At 43.4% G+C, this 15,319-nt stretch carries 14 protein-coding genes; all 14 read left to right on the top strand.

The window, feature by feature from the left end; all coding sequences use genetic code 11:
- Positions 1–171: 171 nt before the first annotated feature.
- On the top strand, positions 172–1,029 hold the full coding sequence (gene pabC, locus DXX92_RS10885) for an aminodeoxychorismate lyase (protein ID WP_116000468.1): 858 nt from the start codon (positions 172–174) through the stop codon (positions 1,027–1,029).
- Positions 1,026–2,033 (top strand): endolytic transglycosylase MltG, encoded by a 1,008-nt coding sequence (gene mltG / locus DXX92_RS10880; RefSeq protein WP_116000467.1) that lies wholly within the window; start codon positions 1,026–1,028, stop codon positions 2,031–2,033. The genes pabC and mltG overlap by 4 nt, the downstream gene beginning before the upstream one ends.
- Positions 2,033–2,656: a dTMP kinase gene (tmk, locus tag DXX92_RS10875; protein ID WP_116000466.1), complete on the top strand. Its 624-nt coding sequence runs from the start codon at positions 2,033–2,035 to the stop codon at positions 2,654–2,656. The genes mltG and tmk overlap by 1 nt, the downstream gene beginning before the upstream one ends.
- 10 nt (positions 2,657–2,666) lie before the next feature.
- Entirely contained in the window at positions 2,667–3,623 is a 957-nt protein-coding gene (locus DXX92_RS10870; RefSeq protein ID WP_181901742.1) for a DNA polymerase III subunit, read from the top strand.
- A gap of 10 nt (positions 3,624–3,633) precedes the next feature.
- Entirely contained in the window at positions 3,634–3,960 is a 327-nt protein-coding gene (locus tag DXX92_RS10865; protein WP_116000464.1) for a PilZ domain-containing protein, read from the top strand.
- A gap of 19 nt (positions 3,961–3,979) precedes the next feature.
- Positions 3,980–4,747, top strand: coding sequence for a TatD family hydrolase (locus DXX92_RS10860; RefSeq protein WP_116000463.1), 768 nt, complete (start codon positions 3,980–3,982; stop codon positions 4,745–4,747).
- Positions 4,748–5,366: 619 nt separating this feature from the next.
- Positions 5,367–6,596 (top strand): nucleoside recognition domain-containing protein, encoded by a 1,230-nt coding sequence (locus DXX92_RS10855; protein WP_116000462.1) that lies wholly within the window; start codon positions 5,367–5,369, stop codon positions 6,594–6,596.
- A 146-nt stretch (positions 6,597–6,742) separates the two neighbouring features.
- Entirely contained in the window at positions 6,743–7,459 is a 717-nt protein-coding gene (locus DXX92_RS10850; protein ID WP_245961463.1) for a GntR family transcriptional regulator, read from the top strand.
- 26 nt (positions 7,460–7,485) lie between these two features.
- Entirely contained in the window at positions 7,486–8,364 is an 879-nt protein-coding gene (gene prpB, locus DXX92_RS10845) for a methylisocitrate lyase (RefSeq protein WP_220347693.1), read from the top strand.
- Between the two features lie 97 nt (positions 8,365–8,461).
- Positions 8,462–9,589, top strand: coding sequence for a bifunctional 2-methylcitrate synthase/citrate synthase (prpC, locus tag DXX92_RS10840; protein WP_116000459.1), 1,128 nt, complete (start codon positions 8,462–8,464; stop codon positions 9,587–9,589).
- A 198-nt stretch (positions 9,590–9,787) separates the two neighbouring features.
- Positions 9,788–12,493 (top strand): Fe/S-dependent 2-methylisocitrate dehydratase AcnD, encoded by a 2,706-nt coding sequence (gene acnD, locus DXX92_RS10835; protein ID WP_116000458.1) that lies wholly within the window; start codon positions 9,788–9,790, stop codon positions 12,491–12,493.
- Positions 12,486–13,664 carry a 2-methylaconitate cis-trans isomerase PrpF gene (gene prpF, locus DXX92_RS10830; protein ID WP_116000457.1) on the top strand — a complete coding sequence of 393 codons (1,179 nt, stop codon included), beginning with the start codon at positions 12,486–12,488 and terminating at the stop codon, positions 13,662–13,664. Before acnD ends, prpF begins: the two co-directional genes overlap by 8 nt.
- A gap of 124 nt (positions 13,665–13,788) precedes the next feature.
- Positions 13,789–14,427 carry a DUF2057 domain-containing protein gene (locus DXX92_RS10825; protein WP_116000456.1) on the top strand — a complete coding sequence of 213 codons (639 nt, stop codon included), beginning with the start codon at positions 13,789–13,791 and terminating at the stop codon, positions 14,425–14,427.
- A 57-nt stretch (positions 14,428–14,484) separates the two neighbouring features.
- Entirely contained in the window at positions 14,485–15,270 is a 786-nt protein-coding gene (locus tag DXX92_RS10820; protein ID WP_116000455.1) for an SIMPL domain-containing protein, read from the top strand.
- The last annotated feature ends 49 nt before the right edge of the window (positions 15,271–15,319 follow it).

Below are 15,319 nucleotides of genomic sequence, written 5' to 3'. Positions count from 1 at the left end.
GATTAGTAAGCAGTTTACGTAACACAGGCTAAATAAATTTTCGGTCGCTAATTACCGTCTAAGGTGTAGTTAACACGTAAATATCGCTTGCTATCAATCAATTAAGCTTGAATACTTTAGGTATTCAAGCTTTTTTATTTTTAGCATGTAAGTATTACATGTCATTTTTACATGTCACATAGCTACGTCGAAATATTCCAACAACCAAAAAAACAAAACCGACAAAAGATTAGTACCAGTGATCGCGCCTTGGCCTATGGTGATGGCCTTTTTACCACTGCAAAAATTGCTGAGGGTAAAGTATTAAACCTATCTGCACATATTGAACGATTGTTAAACGGCGTTCAGCGCCTTGTAATTGATGTAGAGTTATCAGGTTTAGAGCAGCGGTTAGCCGAGCTTGCCAAAGACTACCCGCTGGCAGTGCTCAAAGTCCTGATTTCAGCAGGTGAGGGGGGAAGAGGGTATTCTCGACTTGGTTGCACCCAAGGTAAGGTAATCATTTCAATTCATGAATTTCCTGTACATTACAACACGTGGCATCAACAGGGGATCAATCTAGGGTTAGCGAAAACTGCGCTTGGCGTTAATCCGTTGCTGGCCGGTATAAAGCATCTCAATCGGTTAGAACAAGTACTCGTGAGACAAGAACTAGATGAACGCGAAGAGGATGACTTGTTGGTCAGTAATTGTTTAGGTCATATAATTGAAGCGAGTGCTGGCAATGTTTTTTGGCTTACTAAGCAGCAAGCTAGTCTTGCAACTTCTGATGAAAAAAGCACTTGGTTAACACCTAACCTTTCGATGTCGGGCGTAGATGGGTTGGCGAGGCAATATCTTATCCAGCAGTTAAAAAAAAGCGATAAATACTCAGTGGAAATTGTTGAACAAAAGGAATTGGTAATGAGTGACATCAACAGCATGTTAGTTTGTAATTCTGTACTTGGGATTGCTCCTGTCCATAAGTTTGCGGGCTCTGCACTTAGTCTCGCCCCTGTTCACAAGTTGCAAAAAGAGTTTACGCTATGATCAAGAAGTTAGTTTTCACCCTGTTGGCATTAGGTGCACTTATTTCAGTGATTGCCGCGATTGGCTGGCAACAAATGCAACAAGCCATGAGTACACCACTGAATATTAACGAAGCGCAACTTATCTCGATAAAGCCTGGCGATACTATGCATCGATTTTCGAAGGCATTAGTCGATAAAAAGTTGATTGAGAATCGCTTTTGGTTAAGAAACTTCGCGCGTTTAAACCCAACACGTGTCGCCTTGAAAACGGGTACCTATCAAGTAACACCGCAAGATAATTTGTATTCATTAATCGACAGAATTGCACAAGGTAAAGAGTATCAAGCACAAATTACCTTTATTGAAGGTACTACATTGAGTGAGTGGTTGGTGCAACTGCGCAATGAACCAATGATTGAAAAAAGTGATACGGCCGTCGATATATCAACAATTGTTGATGCTTTGGGGCTTGAGCTAACACAACCGGAAGGTTGGTTTTTTCCCGATACTTATGCATTTACTGTCGGCACTAAAGATATTGAATTGCTCAAACGTGCTTATCAGCGGATGAACGAAACCTTGAATGAACAATGGCAAAACAGAGCACCAGACTTGCCATATCAAACGCCTTATCAAGCACTGATAATGGCGTCTATCATCGAAAAAGAAACAGGCTTAGTACGTGAACAGCCACGCATTGCATCGGTATTCGTCAATCGTTTACGCAAAAAAATGCGCTTGCAGACGGACCCAACGGTTATTTATGGCTTAGGGGATCGTTATCAAGGCGATATTACGCGTGCCCACTTAAGAGAAAAAACCGAGTATAATACCTATCGCATTAATGGCTTGCCACCAACGCCTATCGCAATGCCCGGGTTATCGGCGATACAAGCCGCGTTGAATCCAGAGCATAGTGACTACTTATATTTCGTCAGTAAAGGCGACGGCAGCCACCAATTCTCCAAAACATTAACTGAGCATAATCGAGCAGTTAGAAAATATCAGTTAGGAAAGTCTTAATGACACAAGGTAAATTTATTGTTGTTGAAGGCATGGAAGGAGCAGGGAAATCGTCTGCTATTCATGTGATTACCGACTATTTAAGCCAACAAAATATTAACTTTATTCAAACCAGAGAGCCAGGCGGTACCAAGCTTGCCGAGCAATTACGCAATATCGTTAAATCTGCTGATCACCAAGAAACGATCACCCAAGAAACTGAGCTTTTACTGATGTATGCAAGCCGTAGTCAGTTACTTGCCAACGTTATTCAACCAGCGCTTGAAAATGGTACTTGGGTGATTGGCGATCGTCATGATTTATCATCCCGTGCCTACCAAGGGGGCGGCCGACAAATTGCGGATGAAGTCATGAATACGATTGCTGATGTAACGCTAAAAGGCTTTAAGCCTGACTTGACCTTATATTTAGATATTGCGCCTAGCATTGGCCTTGCTAGAGCGAGAGCGCGTGGTGCACTCGATCGAATCGAGCTAGAGCAGATGGACTTTTTTGAGCGTGTTCATCAAAAATACCAATCACTAGCGGCTGAAGATGAAACGATAGTATCAATTGATGCGAGCCAAGAGATGTCAAAAGTGCATCAAGACATTAAACAAGCACTAGCCCAGTTTGTCAGTTAATATGACCAATATGAGCTCTTCATACCCTTGGCTTAGCAAACATCAGCAGTCATTAGTACAGCAAATTCGCACCCAGCGCCTGCCTCACGCGCTACTGATAACTGGTGAAGCTGGCGCTGGCAAAGCAACGCTGGCGCTTTGGCTGGCATCTCGTTTGGCGTGCGTTAACGTTAATAATGGACAAAGTGCCGATCAGACTGCTGTTAACATTAAACAAGCGCCTTGTGGTTATTGTAAGCATTGTAAACTTATCGCGAGCCAAAGTTTTCCCGATCTATTAACCATAGATGAAGGCGACAAGACCATAGGTGTTGAGTCAATCCGTGCGGTTACCAAGTTCCTGGAGACTCGACCACAGATCGCCTCACAAAAAACCGTGCTGATTAAACAAGTAGAGCAACTGACTGTTGCGGCGGCTAACGCCTTATTGAAAACGCTTGAAGAGCCTTCACTGGGTAATACTTTGGTATTAACAACCAACAACATTGAAAGCTTGTTGCCGACTATTTTGAGTCGATGTCAGTTAGTATCATTACGGCCACTATTGACCGAGCAATTCAAGCAAAACATCGGTCACCAGCCATACGCCAATACAACTTACTTGCCAGAATTGCAGAGCGTGCAAGAGAATCAAGCATACGAAGAGTTAGCGTCGGCCACCATAGATTTGCTTGTTGGTACGTTGAACTTTCCATTATTTGAGCAAGCACTTCTAGCGGAGCCTAGAGCGCTTATCTGGCTTGAACGTATTGTTTCAACATTATTGCGAGTTAATCAGGGATGGCAGGCACCCGAAAGCGATAAAATTAACTGGCATGCGGCACAATCTATGGATAGTGATACGCTGATGCGTATTTTTCAGGTAATATTGTCAGCAAATAAGCGGTCACGTGACTATCAGCAAGCAAATCAAGATGTATTAACTCAACAGCTTGCTATAACAATAAAAGAAATTGTTACCGTATAAGAGGGGAAGAATGGATAGCTTGTATTTGGAGTTCTTAACAGAGCGTGACTTATATCAGTCATATATGCCGTTTTTGAAAAACGGCGGTCTGTTTGTTAGAACACCAGAGTATTTTGAATTAGGCACGGAAATAGAGCTAGATGTGCTGTTGCCAGACTCATTAGAAAAATCACGTGTAAAAGGCGTTATTTGCTGGCTAACACCTGTGGGGGCACAAAACGGTACACCGCCTGGTATTGGTGTAAGCTTTGTTGAAGACACGGAAAATGTTCGCGCACAAATTGAAAAAATGATCGCACGCCACCTAAACTCCTCTGAGCCAACATTAACCATGTAACACAACAATTAGGTGTATTTTGTATATTGACTCTCACTGCCATTTAGATCGACTCGATCTTTCTGATTTTAACCAAAGTATTGCTAACGTCGTTTCTTCTGCTAGTGCAGTCGGCGTTGAAAAAATGTTATGCGTGAGCGTAACACTTGAAGAATTTCCCTCGATGGTTGAGAAAACGCTAGCTTTCGACAATGTTTATTTGTCGTGCGGCGTTCACCCACTTAATCAAGAGCACGTTACGTCAATCGATCAGCTAGAACAATTATCTGCAACGGATAAAGTCATTGCGATTGGTGAAACTGGCTTGGATTACTATTACGCGCCAGAAACGAAAGAATTGCAACTTGATGCTTTTGTTAAGCATATTCAGGTTGCGCGTAACGTAAAAAAACCTTTAATTATTCACACTCGTGATGCACGACAAGACACCATTGATTTACTGCGTAGCGAGCATGCTTCAGAAGTCGGTGGTATTTTACATTGCTTTACCGAAAACTGGGAAATGGCTAAGCAAGCGATTGATTTAGGGTTTTATATTTCATTCTCAGGGATCGTAACTTTTAAGAATGCACATGAACTAAGAGAAGTTGCTAAGCAAGTACCAGCGGACCGATTTCTCATTGAAACCGACTCTCCTTATTTAGCGCCAGTTCCGCATCGTGGCAAACAAAATCAACCCGCTTATGTGGTTGAAGTGGCCAAGCATTTAGCAAGTATTCGTGGCTGCTCTGTGGAAGATATTGCAAGACAATCGACTGAAAACTTTAATCAATTGTTCGAGCTTTAAATGGTTCAGCCTTTAGAAAAGTAGATGGAGTTATTACGTAGGTTGTTGATAGAGAAATAAAAAAGGACCCGAAATAAACAGCAATTTCGGGTTCCAGGGGAATGGCTCAAAAGGAGTTGAGCCGTGCGCTAATTAACTTGTTCAGACTTCAATCAATAATATTTGACCTAAATCCTTTTAAGTCTAACCATAGATTTTGTTGGGTAACTACAACTTCAACCTAACTTCTATATAACAGAGCTTGCGAGCATATTTTAATCACCGCTATTCTATTGAACTTAATAATATATTCTCAATTTAAATACTGAAAGATTAAAATTTTGAATAATGTTTAAAAAATAGACAGTGCAAACTAAATTGTAGTGCAAACTGATAGCTTTGCGAGAAAATTCTCTATATTTTTTATCTTGTTGAAAGTTAAATATAAATATCTATTTATTACGTGTTAAACCACAGCTTATCCCTTACCTTTATACGGGTTATTAACACTTTTTCTACAGCTACGTCATCGTAATAAAGACAATTATTTACTGTCATAAGTAAAGGCAGGACAGTAGATATAGCACAAGCAATTATGCCATCATATTACAGCGTGCAATTTCATAAATAAGAATAACTTGTGCTAAACAAAATCTGGATCAGCTTCTTTTTTCTCGCTTTATTTTCATCACTACATCAATGGTTTTTTCTAGGCAATGGCGAAATCTTTTCAGCCGTTATCAATAGCATATTTGACATGTCGAAGGTTACGGTAGAAATTGCGATCGGCTTGATTGGTATTTTAAGCTTTTGGCTAGGCATGATGAAGGTAGCTGAGCAAGCAGGGGTGATCAATCGCCTGTCATTAATGATCTCACCTTTGTTTCAAAAGTTGATGCCACAAGTGCCAAAAGGTCATCCGGCGATGGGCTCAATGACCATGAACTTATCGGCAAACTTTCTCGGACTCGACAATGCGGCTACGCCTCTCGGGCTAAAAGCGATGCAGGACTTGCAAACTCTTAACCCCAAAAAAGATACCGCGACCGATGCCCAAATTTTGTTTTTGGTACTTAACACTAGCTCAGTCACACTCTTTCCAATCGCAGTGTTTGTTTATCGCGCGCAGCAAGGGGCGGCAAATCCGACCGATGTGTTTATTCCTATTCTGCTGGCAACCTTTGCCTCTAGTTTTGTTGGTTTACTGGCAGTGGCTTACAAACAAAAAATTCAATTAATGCAGAAAGTGATCTTACTCTATTTTAGCGCTGGTGCAGCAGTGTTAATTGCATTAATTATCTATTTTGCCCAACTCAGCAGCGAACTTCTGGCTCAGCAGTCGTCTATTTTAGGTAACTCGTTAATTTTCCTAACCATCATAGCGTTTATCTCAGTAGCAATGTGGCGCAAGATTAATGTTTACGACGCCTTTATAAATGGTGCTAAAGAGGGCTTCGAAACCAGTATCAAGCTGATCCCGTATTTATTAGCGATGTTGGTAGCGATAGGCGTGCTTCGTGCGAGCGGGGCATTAACCTTGATTGTCGACACTTTTCGCCATTTTGTTGCGTTATTAGGTTTTGATACGGCGTTTGTTGATGCTATGCCAACGGCTTTAATGAAACCCCTTAGTGGCTCAGGCTCGCGCGCCATGATGATAGAGACCATGAATACTTATGGCGCTGATTCATTTGCAGGGCGTTTAGCCTCTATTATGCAAGGTTCTACGGAAACCACCTTTTATGTATTGGCGGTTTATTTCGGCTCTGTGGGTATTCGCTATACCCGTCATGCGGTTACCTGTGGGCTGATTGCTGACTTTGCCGGCATGTTCGCTGCTATTTGCGTATGCTACTGGTTCTTTGGCTAGCCTATTAGCGTTCTCTATAAACAGGCTTTACGCTAACCTTTTTTACTCTACTCTCAATTATTGTCGACAATATGTTCATTTCTTGGTTGATCTTTAACTTTCAATCACTATACTGAACTCAATGTTTATCAATTGTCGACAATCTAGTGTCAGTTAATCCAACCGAATACACACCAATCACTACTTCAGATAAAGTCTTCGTACAACTGCAACAAGCGATTGTTAGCGGTGAAATTCGCGCTGGTACAAAAATTAGTGAACCAGAGCTTGCCAAGCAATATCAAATTTCTCGTTCTACCTTACGCGAAGCGCTAAATCGATTAGAAAAGTGCCATTTAATTGAGCGTAAAGCGAACGTTGGTTCAAAGGTCGTAGATTGCACGGTCGAAGGGTTGCTTGACTTGTACATTGCGCGCGAAGCACTTGAAGGTATGGCTTGTCGTCAAGCCGCAATAAATATGTCTGATGAAGAAATTGCCGCGATGAAGGCAATGCTCGCTGAGCACGCGAAAGCAAAAGCGCTGCAAGACGGCATCGCTTATTACCAAGAAGAAGGCGATCTTGATTTTCACTACAAAGTCATTTTAGGCAGCCATAATCAACAACTCATTAATATTTTATGCGGCCAGTTGTATTACTTACTACGCATGTATCGCTGTCAGTTTGGCATGAATAGCCCACGAGCGAGTCGCGCCTTTGATGAGCATTCGCGCATTATCGAAGCCATTGCTGATCGCGATGGCGAATTAGCAGAACTCTTGATGCGTCGGCATATCGCTGCATCTCGCAAGAACATAGAAAACAAAATAGCGCAGCTGGCATCAGCTAAGCACTCGCTAAATACAGACACTACAACAGGGTAATAAAGGGTAGTTATATGTCAATACCAATGTCAGCAGGGGCTAAATTTAGACAAGCACTTGCCAATAATAAGCCGTTACAAATTGTCGGTACGATCAATGCCTATTGCGCCATGATGGCGGAGCAACTAGGGCATCAAGCCATTTATTTATCGGGTGGCGGCGTAGCAAACGCATCTTACGGTTTGCCAGATCTAGGTATGACGTCACTTAACGATGTTATCGCCGATGTTCAGCGAATTACATCTGCATCTAGCTTACCTTTGATGGTCGATATTGATACTGGTTGGGGCGGTGCGTTTAACATTGCTAAAACTATTCGCGATATGGAAAAGGCGGGGGCAGCAGCAGTACATATTGAAGATCAAGTGGCGCAAAAGCGCTGTGGCCACAGGCCAAATAAAGAAATTGTATCCACCGAAGAAATGGTTGATCGCATTAAAGCAGCAGTCGATGCCCGCACTGATGATGACTTTTTTATCATGGCACGCACCGACGCGTTTGCTCAAGAAGGTCTAGAAAAAGCACTTGAGCGCGCAAATGCGTATGTTGCTGCCGGTGCAGACGGCATTTTTGCCGAAGCAGTGCAAACTGAGGCGCATTATCGTGCCTTTGCTGAGGCGCTAGATGTGCCAATTTTAGCGAACATTACCGAATTTGGTAAAACCGAGTTGTGGAACAAAGCGCAATTAGGAGAGTGGGGCTGCGCTATGGTGCTTTATCCACTTTCGGCATTTAGAGCAATGAACAAAGCGGCTGAGTCAGTTTATAAAACATTGTTGGTTGACGGCGATCAAACAGCCGAAATCGACAATATGCAAACGCGTATGGAATTATATGATTACTTGGGGTATCACGAGTACGAGCAAAAACTCGACTCATTGTTTGCCGAAGGTAAAAATAAGTAAAAATGCAGTAAAAAGAATAAAAAAGCTGCATGCCATCTAACCGTCAGAGTATGAGGCAAGGCAGCTAACAACAAGTGAATTTATGGAGGAAAGTGTAATGGTTGATAAGAAACTCGGTGGTGCCGGTTTACGTGGGCAAAGTGCGGGCGAAACTGCCCTATGCACAGTGGGTAAATCAGGCTCAGGTTTAACCTATCGCGGATACGACATTAAAGACTTAGCCGCAAATGCACAATTTGAGGAAGTGGCCTATTTGCTACTTTACGGCAAATTACCTAATCAAACTGAGCTAACGGCTTATAAGATACGCTTAAAAGGAATGCGAGGTCTACCCGCACCCTTAAAAGTGGTGTTGGAAAATATTCCAAAAGATGCCCATCCAATGGATGTAATGCGCACAGGTTGCTCAATGTTGGGTAATTTGGAAACGGAGCAGGGCGACTTTTCTGACCAACTTGACCACATGGATCGCATGTTGGCGGTGTTTCCTGGCTTAATTAACTATTGGTATAACTTTAGCCATCACGGTATTCGTGTTGAGGTTGAAACCGAAGCAGATTCAATCGCTGAGCAATTCCTTTGGACGCTACATAATAAAAAACCAGAGCCAATGCATGTGGATGTGATGCATGCCTCGTTGGTGCTATATGCAGAGCACGAATTTAACGCATCAACCTTTACTGGCCGTGTTTGTGCTTCAACCTTATCAGATATTCACTCGGTTGTTACTGGCGCCATTGGTTCATTGCGCGGTCCATTGCATGGCGGAGCCAATGAAGCGGCCATGGAGATGATTGAAGATTGGCAAAGTGCTGATGAAGCCGAAGCCAATATTATGGGGATGCTTGACCGTAAAGAAAAGATTATGGGCTTTGGTCATGCGGTTTATCGCGAGTCAGATCCGCGTAATGCGATTATTAAGGAATGGTCTAAAAAGCTAGCTGAGCAAACTGGCGATACACGTTTATATGATGTTTCTGAGCGTTGTGAAGCGGTGATGTGGCGTGAGAAAAAACTCTTCTGTAATGCCGATTTCTTCCACGCCTCTGCGTATAACTTTATGGGCATTCCGACTAAGCTGTTTACGCCAATTTTTGTTTGCTCAAGAGTCGCGGGTTGGACTGCACACGCGATGGAGCAACGAGCTAATAATCGAATCATTCGACCGTCTGCTGATTATATAGGGGAAGACGCACGCGATTATGTTGCGATTGAAAACAGATAGTGGCGGCTAGTTGACGTCGTTTGTTAACCAGCAATATGGCTTGGAATACTCAGATAGTTAACTAGACGAGTATTCCCCTAGTAAGCTTCTTCGCAACGGCTAGATCACAGATTAAGGCTGTAATCTCAGTATTTACCGCTAATTAGCCTTTATATTTTCTAATCACTTTCCAGCTATTAGAGCACAAGTTATCAGATCATGAATACAAATTACCGCAAACCATTAACTGGCACTCAGCTAGATTATTTCGATACCCGCCAAGCAATAGAAGATATTGAGCCGGGTAGTTATCAAAAATTACCTTACACGTCACGCGTATTAGCGGAGCAATTAGTACGTCGCTGCGAACCTGAAAACTTGACAGCCGCATTGCAGCAAATCATTGGCAATAAACGTGATTTAGACTTTCCTTGGTATCCCGCTCGCGTTGTTTGCCACGATATCTTAGGACAAACGGCACTCGTTGATTTAGCGGGCTTACGTGATGCTATCGCCGAGCAAGGAGGTGATCCCGCGAAAGTCAATCCTGTGGTGCCCACTCAACTGATTGTTGATCACTCGTTAGCCGTGGAACACGGCGGCTTTGAAGCTAATGCGTTTGAGAAAAACCGCGCTATTGAGGACAGACGCAATGAAGACAGATTCCATTTTATTGAATGGACCAAAACTGCTTTTGAAAATGTTGATGTTATACCTGCGGGTAACGGCATTATGCATCAAATTAACCTAGAGAAAATGTCGCCAGTCATTCAAGCTCGTGATGGTATTGCCTTTCCCGATACTTGTGTTGGCACTGACTCGCACACGCCACATGTTGATGCTCTGGGGGTTATCGCTATTGGGGTTGGTGGCCTAGAAGCTGAAACAGTGATGTTAGGCCGTCCATCTATGATGCGCTTGCCTGATATTGTTGGTGTTAAATTGGTCGGTAAGCGCCAACCGGGCATTACCGCAACCGATATCGTTTTAGCGATTACGGAATTTCTTCGCAACGAAAAAGTGGTGTCGAGCTACTTAGAGTTTTTCGGTGAAGGAGCCGCAAGCTTAACTATAGGTGATCGCGCAACTATCTCGAATATGACACCGGAATATGGTGCGTCTGCGGGGATGTTTTATATCGATCAGCAAACTTTAGATTACTTGACCATTACTGGTCGTGAGCCAGAGCAAGTCGCTTTAGTTGAAAACTATGCGAAAACCACCGGCCTATGGGCAGACGACTTAGCAAATGCTGAGTATGAGCGCGTCTTAACCTTTGATTTATCCAGTGTAACGCGCAATATGGCAGGGCCTTCTAATCCACATCGTCGTTTGCCAACGTCCGATTTGCAAGCGCGAGGTGTGGCTGGTCAGTGGCAATCACCGGAATTAAATAACTGGCAAGGCAATATGCCGGATGGTGCTTGTATAATTGCGGCGATTACCTCATGTACAAATACTTCAAATCCTAGAAATGTCGTCGCTGCAGGACTAGTTGCTAAGCACGCTAATGAATTGGGTTTAGTACGTAAGCCTTGGGTTAAAACCTCATTTGCACCCGGCTCAAAAGTGGCCAAGCTGTACTTAGAAGAAGCTGGCTTGCTAACCGAACTTGAGCAATTAGGCTTTGGCATAGTCGCGTATGCTTGTACTACTTGTAATGGTATGTCTGGGGCATTAGACCCACAAATTCAACAAGAAGTGATTGACCGCGATTTGTATGCCACCGCAGTACTTTCAGGTAATCGCAACTTTGATGGCCGCATTCACCCTTACGCGAAACAAGCGTTTTTAGCGTCTCCGCCACTTGTAGTCGCCTATGCGATTGCGGGCACAGTGCGTTTTGATATCGAGCAAGATGTACTTGGCATCGATAAGAACGGTGAGCCAATTACGTTAAAAGATATTTGGCCAAGTGATGAAGAAATTGACGCCATCGTCAACGCTGCGGTAAAACCTGAGCAATTTAAAAAGATTTACGAGCCAATGTTCAATAGAGACAAAGGGTTTAGTAAGGAAATCGACTTAAAAGTCGATTTTGGTGACGAGCAAAACCCGTATATCGACCCGCTTTATCAGTGGCGCGAAATGTCAACTTATATTCGCCGTCCACCTTATTGGGCAACCGAAGGAGAAGGAGCGTTAGCAGGTGAGCGTACGATGAAAGGCATGCGCCCACTAGCGGTTTTAGGGGACAATATCACCACCGACCATTTATCGCCGTCGAACGCGATTCTTGCCAGCTCAGCTGCTGGCGAGTATCTCGCTAAAATGGGGTTGCCAGAAGAAGATTTTAACTCTTACGCGACTCATCGCGGCGATCATTTAACCGCGCAGCGGGCAACTTTTGCTAACCCTAAACTCTTTAACGAAATGTGCCGTGATGAACAAGGGCAGGTAATCCAAGGATCACTTGCGCGTGTTGAACCCGAAGGTATACAAGCTCGCATGTGGGAAGCGATTGAGACATATATGTCGCGTAAGCAGCCACTGTGTATTATTGCTGGTGCTGACTATGGACAAGGATCTTCACGCGACTGGGCAGCAAAAGGTGTTCGCTTAGCAGGTGTTGAAGTGATTGTTGCAGAAGGGTTTGAACGTATTCACCGAACTAACTTGATAGGTATGGGAGTTTTACCGCTAGAGTTTGTTAACGGTGATACCCGTAATACCTACCAAATTGACGGTAGTGAAACCTTCGATGTGCAAGGAAAAACCTCACCAGGCGGTGCCATGACAGTAGTGATGACCCGTCAAAAAGGTGCTAATGCTGGCGAGCAAATTAATATTCCAGTGAAGTGCCGCTTAGATACTGCTGAAGAAGTGATTGTGCACGCAGCGGGCGGCGTATTACAAAAATTCGCGCAGGATTTTTTAGAGTCATCAACCTGTCAGTTAGAAAGTGAGGCAGCAAGCAATGACTAGCGCACCACAAGTAAAAATTCCCGCCACCTATATGCGCGGCGGAACCTCCAAAGGCGTGTTTTTCAGCTTAACTGACTTGCCTGAGCGCTGCCAAGTGCCAGGTGAGGCGCGTGATAATTTGTTACTTCGCGTCATTGGCTCACCTGATCCTTATGGTAAACAAACCGATGGCATGGGCGGGGCAACCTCCAGCACATCAAAAACTGTGATTGTTGCTAAATCTAGTCAAGCAGATCACGATGTGGATTATTTGTTTGGTCAAGTGGCAATTGATAGGCCTTTTGTTGATTGGTCTGGCAACTGTGGCAATTTAACTGCTGCTGTTGGCGCCTTTGCGATTATGTCGGGCTTGGTTGAACCGCCAAAAATACCGGAAAATGGTGTTTGTACTGTGCGTATTTGGCAGCAAAATATTGGCAAAACAATTATTGCGCAAGTTCCTATCACTAACGGAGAAGTGCAAGAAACAGGCAACTTTGAATTAGATGGCGTGACTTTTCCTGCAGCAGAGGTACCGGTTGAATTCATTGAGCCAGTTGATCCCAGCGAAGCCATGTTCCCAACGGGTAATCTTGTCGATCAGCTTGAGGTGCCAGGAATTGGCACTTTTAATGCGACATTAATTAATGCAGGTATTCCGACCATTTTCTTAGATGCGGCAGAAATTGGATATCTGGGGACTGAACTGCAAGACGATATTAACAACTCGGCTGAAAAGCTGGCCTATTTTGAGAATATTCGCACGGCTGGTGCGCTGAAAATGGGGTTGATTAATCATCCAGACGAAGCGAAAACGCGCCAACATACGCCTAAAGTTGCGTTTGTTGCGCCTGCTCAAAGTTATCAGGCATCAAGCGGTAAGCTAATATCGGCGGATGATATAGATATCAACGTTAGAGCGTTATCAATGGGCAAGTTACATCATGCCATGATGGGCACGGCTGCGGTGGCCATTGCCAGTGCGGCTGCTATCCCTGGTACAGTTGTGAACAGCGCAGCAGGAGGTGGTGAGCGAGAAAGCATCGTATTTGGTCACCCTTCAGGTACGTTAAAAGTAGGCGCGAAGGCGAGCGATATTGACGGGCAGTGGCGGATTGATAAAGCTGTGATGAGTCGAAGCGCTCGACTGCTAATGGAAGGGCGAGTGGCAGTTCCTGCAGATAGCTTTTAGTATGAGCAGAACAATAAACATGAAAAAGCACCAGTTGGTGCTTTTTCTTTGGGTTATGATTGCCTAAAATAAGGGCATCAAGATTCTTTGGCCCATGAGCCAAAAACCATAAAATTCAATCGATATGAAATCATCCTTAATCTCCCCTTTAAAATTTATTAGCCTTGCTACAAGCTTTTTTATTCTTTTCAATGTTCAGAGTTTATCTGCCAAAGAACTTATTTTTCCTGACGTTTACGAAGTTTTAAAAGTTAATGGCGATTCATTTAGCCGTGGCTTGTTTGAATCTGAAAGCAAGATTACCTTGCCTGTTGGCCGCCACGTGATTCTATATCGTTACAGCGAGCTTTTTGAGGATGCCGATAACGACGATCATGTAAAGGTTAAATCTGATCAATTTGTTTTGGTTGTCAATAAAGCAGAAGAAACCATTAAAGTTTCATCTCCTAGAAACCAAGAAGAAAAACAAGCGCGTGAATATGCGAAATCGCCATCTTTAACATTAACGACGTCAAGTGACAAAAAGGTCGTATACCAAACTTTTGCGTTGGCCGATTTTGAGCAGCGTCAATATCAATCGGTGTTAGACACTCGTTCTAGTAACGAGGGAGCGTCAGCTAAACCTGCAATGCTGCCAGCACTTCCTAATCAAGTAGGTAGCGATAGAACAGCTCATTCTCGTGCATTAGACATGCTCAATTACTGGTGGCAGCAAGCAAGTGAACAAGAAAAAGCTGCCTTTAAACAACAACACAATTTATAGTCGAAAATGCTTAGCTAGTGTCGCTAATATCATTCATATCGCTAACCAGGAGGCCAGATGAAGCTCAGGTTATTTCTTTTCACTTTACTTGTGATTAACAGCAATTATTTATTTGCTGAACAAGCTAAAGGTATTACCGTTGTTGGCAAAGCGTCGATTGCTAAGGCACCCGATCAATTTAAAGTGGTCTTTACGTTTGAACAACGCACGGCAATCATTGCTAAAGCTAAGGCAAAAATAGATCAACAAACCAATTTGCTAACACGCTCGGCCAAAGCAATGCGCATCAAAGATGATGATATCAAAACGACTAGCGTTCAAGTGGTGCCGATTTACCCCAAACCAAATACCAACCTTCATCGCGTGTATGTTGAGCAAGACTTTAATCAAGGTGACGGTGTGGTTGCCTTAAATAGCAATGCAGAATCTAAAACTAAGGCGAAACCTAATCGTCGCGCAGAGATTGTCTTTGATCTTCGTCGTCAAGTGGAAGTGATATTAACGGATGTTGATGATTATGAGCGCTTGTTGGATAAGGCTTTAAAAATTGGCGTAACACGCATTTCTCCTGTGCAATCAAGCCTCGCTAAAGCAGAAACACTATACCAACAAGCATTAACTCAAGCGGTTGCCAATGCGAAAACTAAGGCGTTGCGTTTGGCTGAGAATTTAGGCGTAGAATTAGGACCAGTGCAAATGTTGAACGAGCATGCTTATAGAGCGCCTGGGCAAGTGATGATGGCTGCTGAGGCGTTTGATGGCGTTCGACAGATGAAAAGTTATTCAGGTACAAGTGAGATTAGCGCAGAGGTAACCGTTACATTTATGTTAAAAAGCAATTAAATGCTAACGGTAAGCGATTAAAACTTTAATTTAAGGCGTTATCAAGGTA

Origin of the sequence: Thalassotalea euphylliae (assembly GCF_003390395.1) — a bacterium.
Taxonomy (GTDB): domain Bacteria; phylum Pseudomonadota; class Gammaproteobacteria; order Enterobacterales; family Alteromonadaceae; genus Thalassotalea_F; species Thalassotalea_F euphylliae_C.
Note: the sequence above shows the minus strand (reverse complement) of the source record. Positions and strands in the feature narration are given on the sequence as shown.

Coding starts and splice junctions, on each gene's coding strand:
- pabC (WP_116000468.1), top strand. CDS start 172: ATGTCACATAGCTACGTCGAAATATTCCAACAACCAAAAAAACAAAAC.
- DXX92_RS10820 (WP_116000455.1), top strand. CDS start 14,485: ATGAAGCTCAGGTTATTTCTTTTCACTTTACTTGTGATTAACAGCAAT.
- prpF (WP_116000457.1), top strand. CDS start 12,486: ATGACTAGCGCACCACAAGTAAAAATTCCCGCCACCTATATGCGCGGC.
- mltG (WP_116000467.1), top strand. CDS start 1,026: ATGATCAAGAAGTTAGTTTTCACCCTGTTGGCATTAGGTGCACTTATT.
- prpC (WP_116000459.1), top strand. CDS start 8,462: ATGGTTGATAAGAAACTCGGTGGTGCCGGTTTACGTGGGCAAAGTGCG.
- prpB (WP_220347693.1), top strand. CDS start 7,486: ATGTCAGCAGGGGCTAAATTTAGACAAGCACTTGCCAATAATAAGCCG.
- tmk (WP_116000466.1), top strand. CDS start 2,033: ATGACACAAGGTAAATTTATTGTTGTTGAAGGCATGGAAGGAGCAGGG.
- DXX92_RS10825 (WP_116000456.1), top strand. CDS start 13,789: ATGAAATCATCCTTAATCTCCCCTTTAAAATTTATTAGCCTTGCTACA.
- DXX92_RS10865 (WP_116000464.1), top strand. CDS start 3,634: ATGGATAGCTTGTATTTGGAGTTCTTAACAGAGCGTGACTTATATCAG.
- acnD (WP_116000458.1), top strand. CDS start 9,788: ATGAATACAAATTACCGCAAACCATTAACTGGCACTCAGCTAGATTAT.
- DXX92_RS10870 (WP_181901742.1), top strand. CDS start 2,667: ATGAGCTCTTCATACCCTTGGCTTAGCAAACATCAGCAGTCATTAGTA.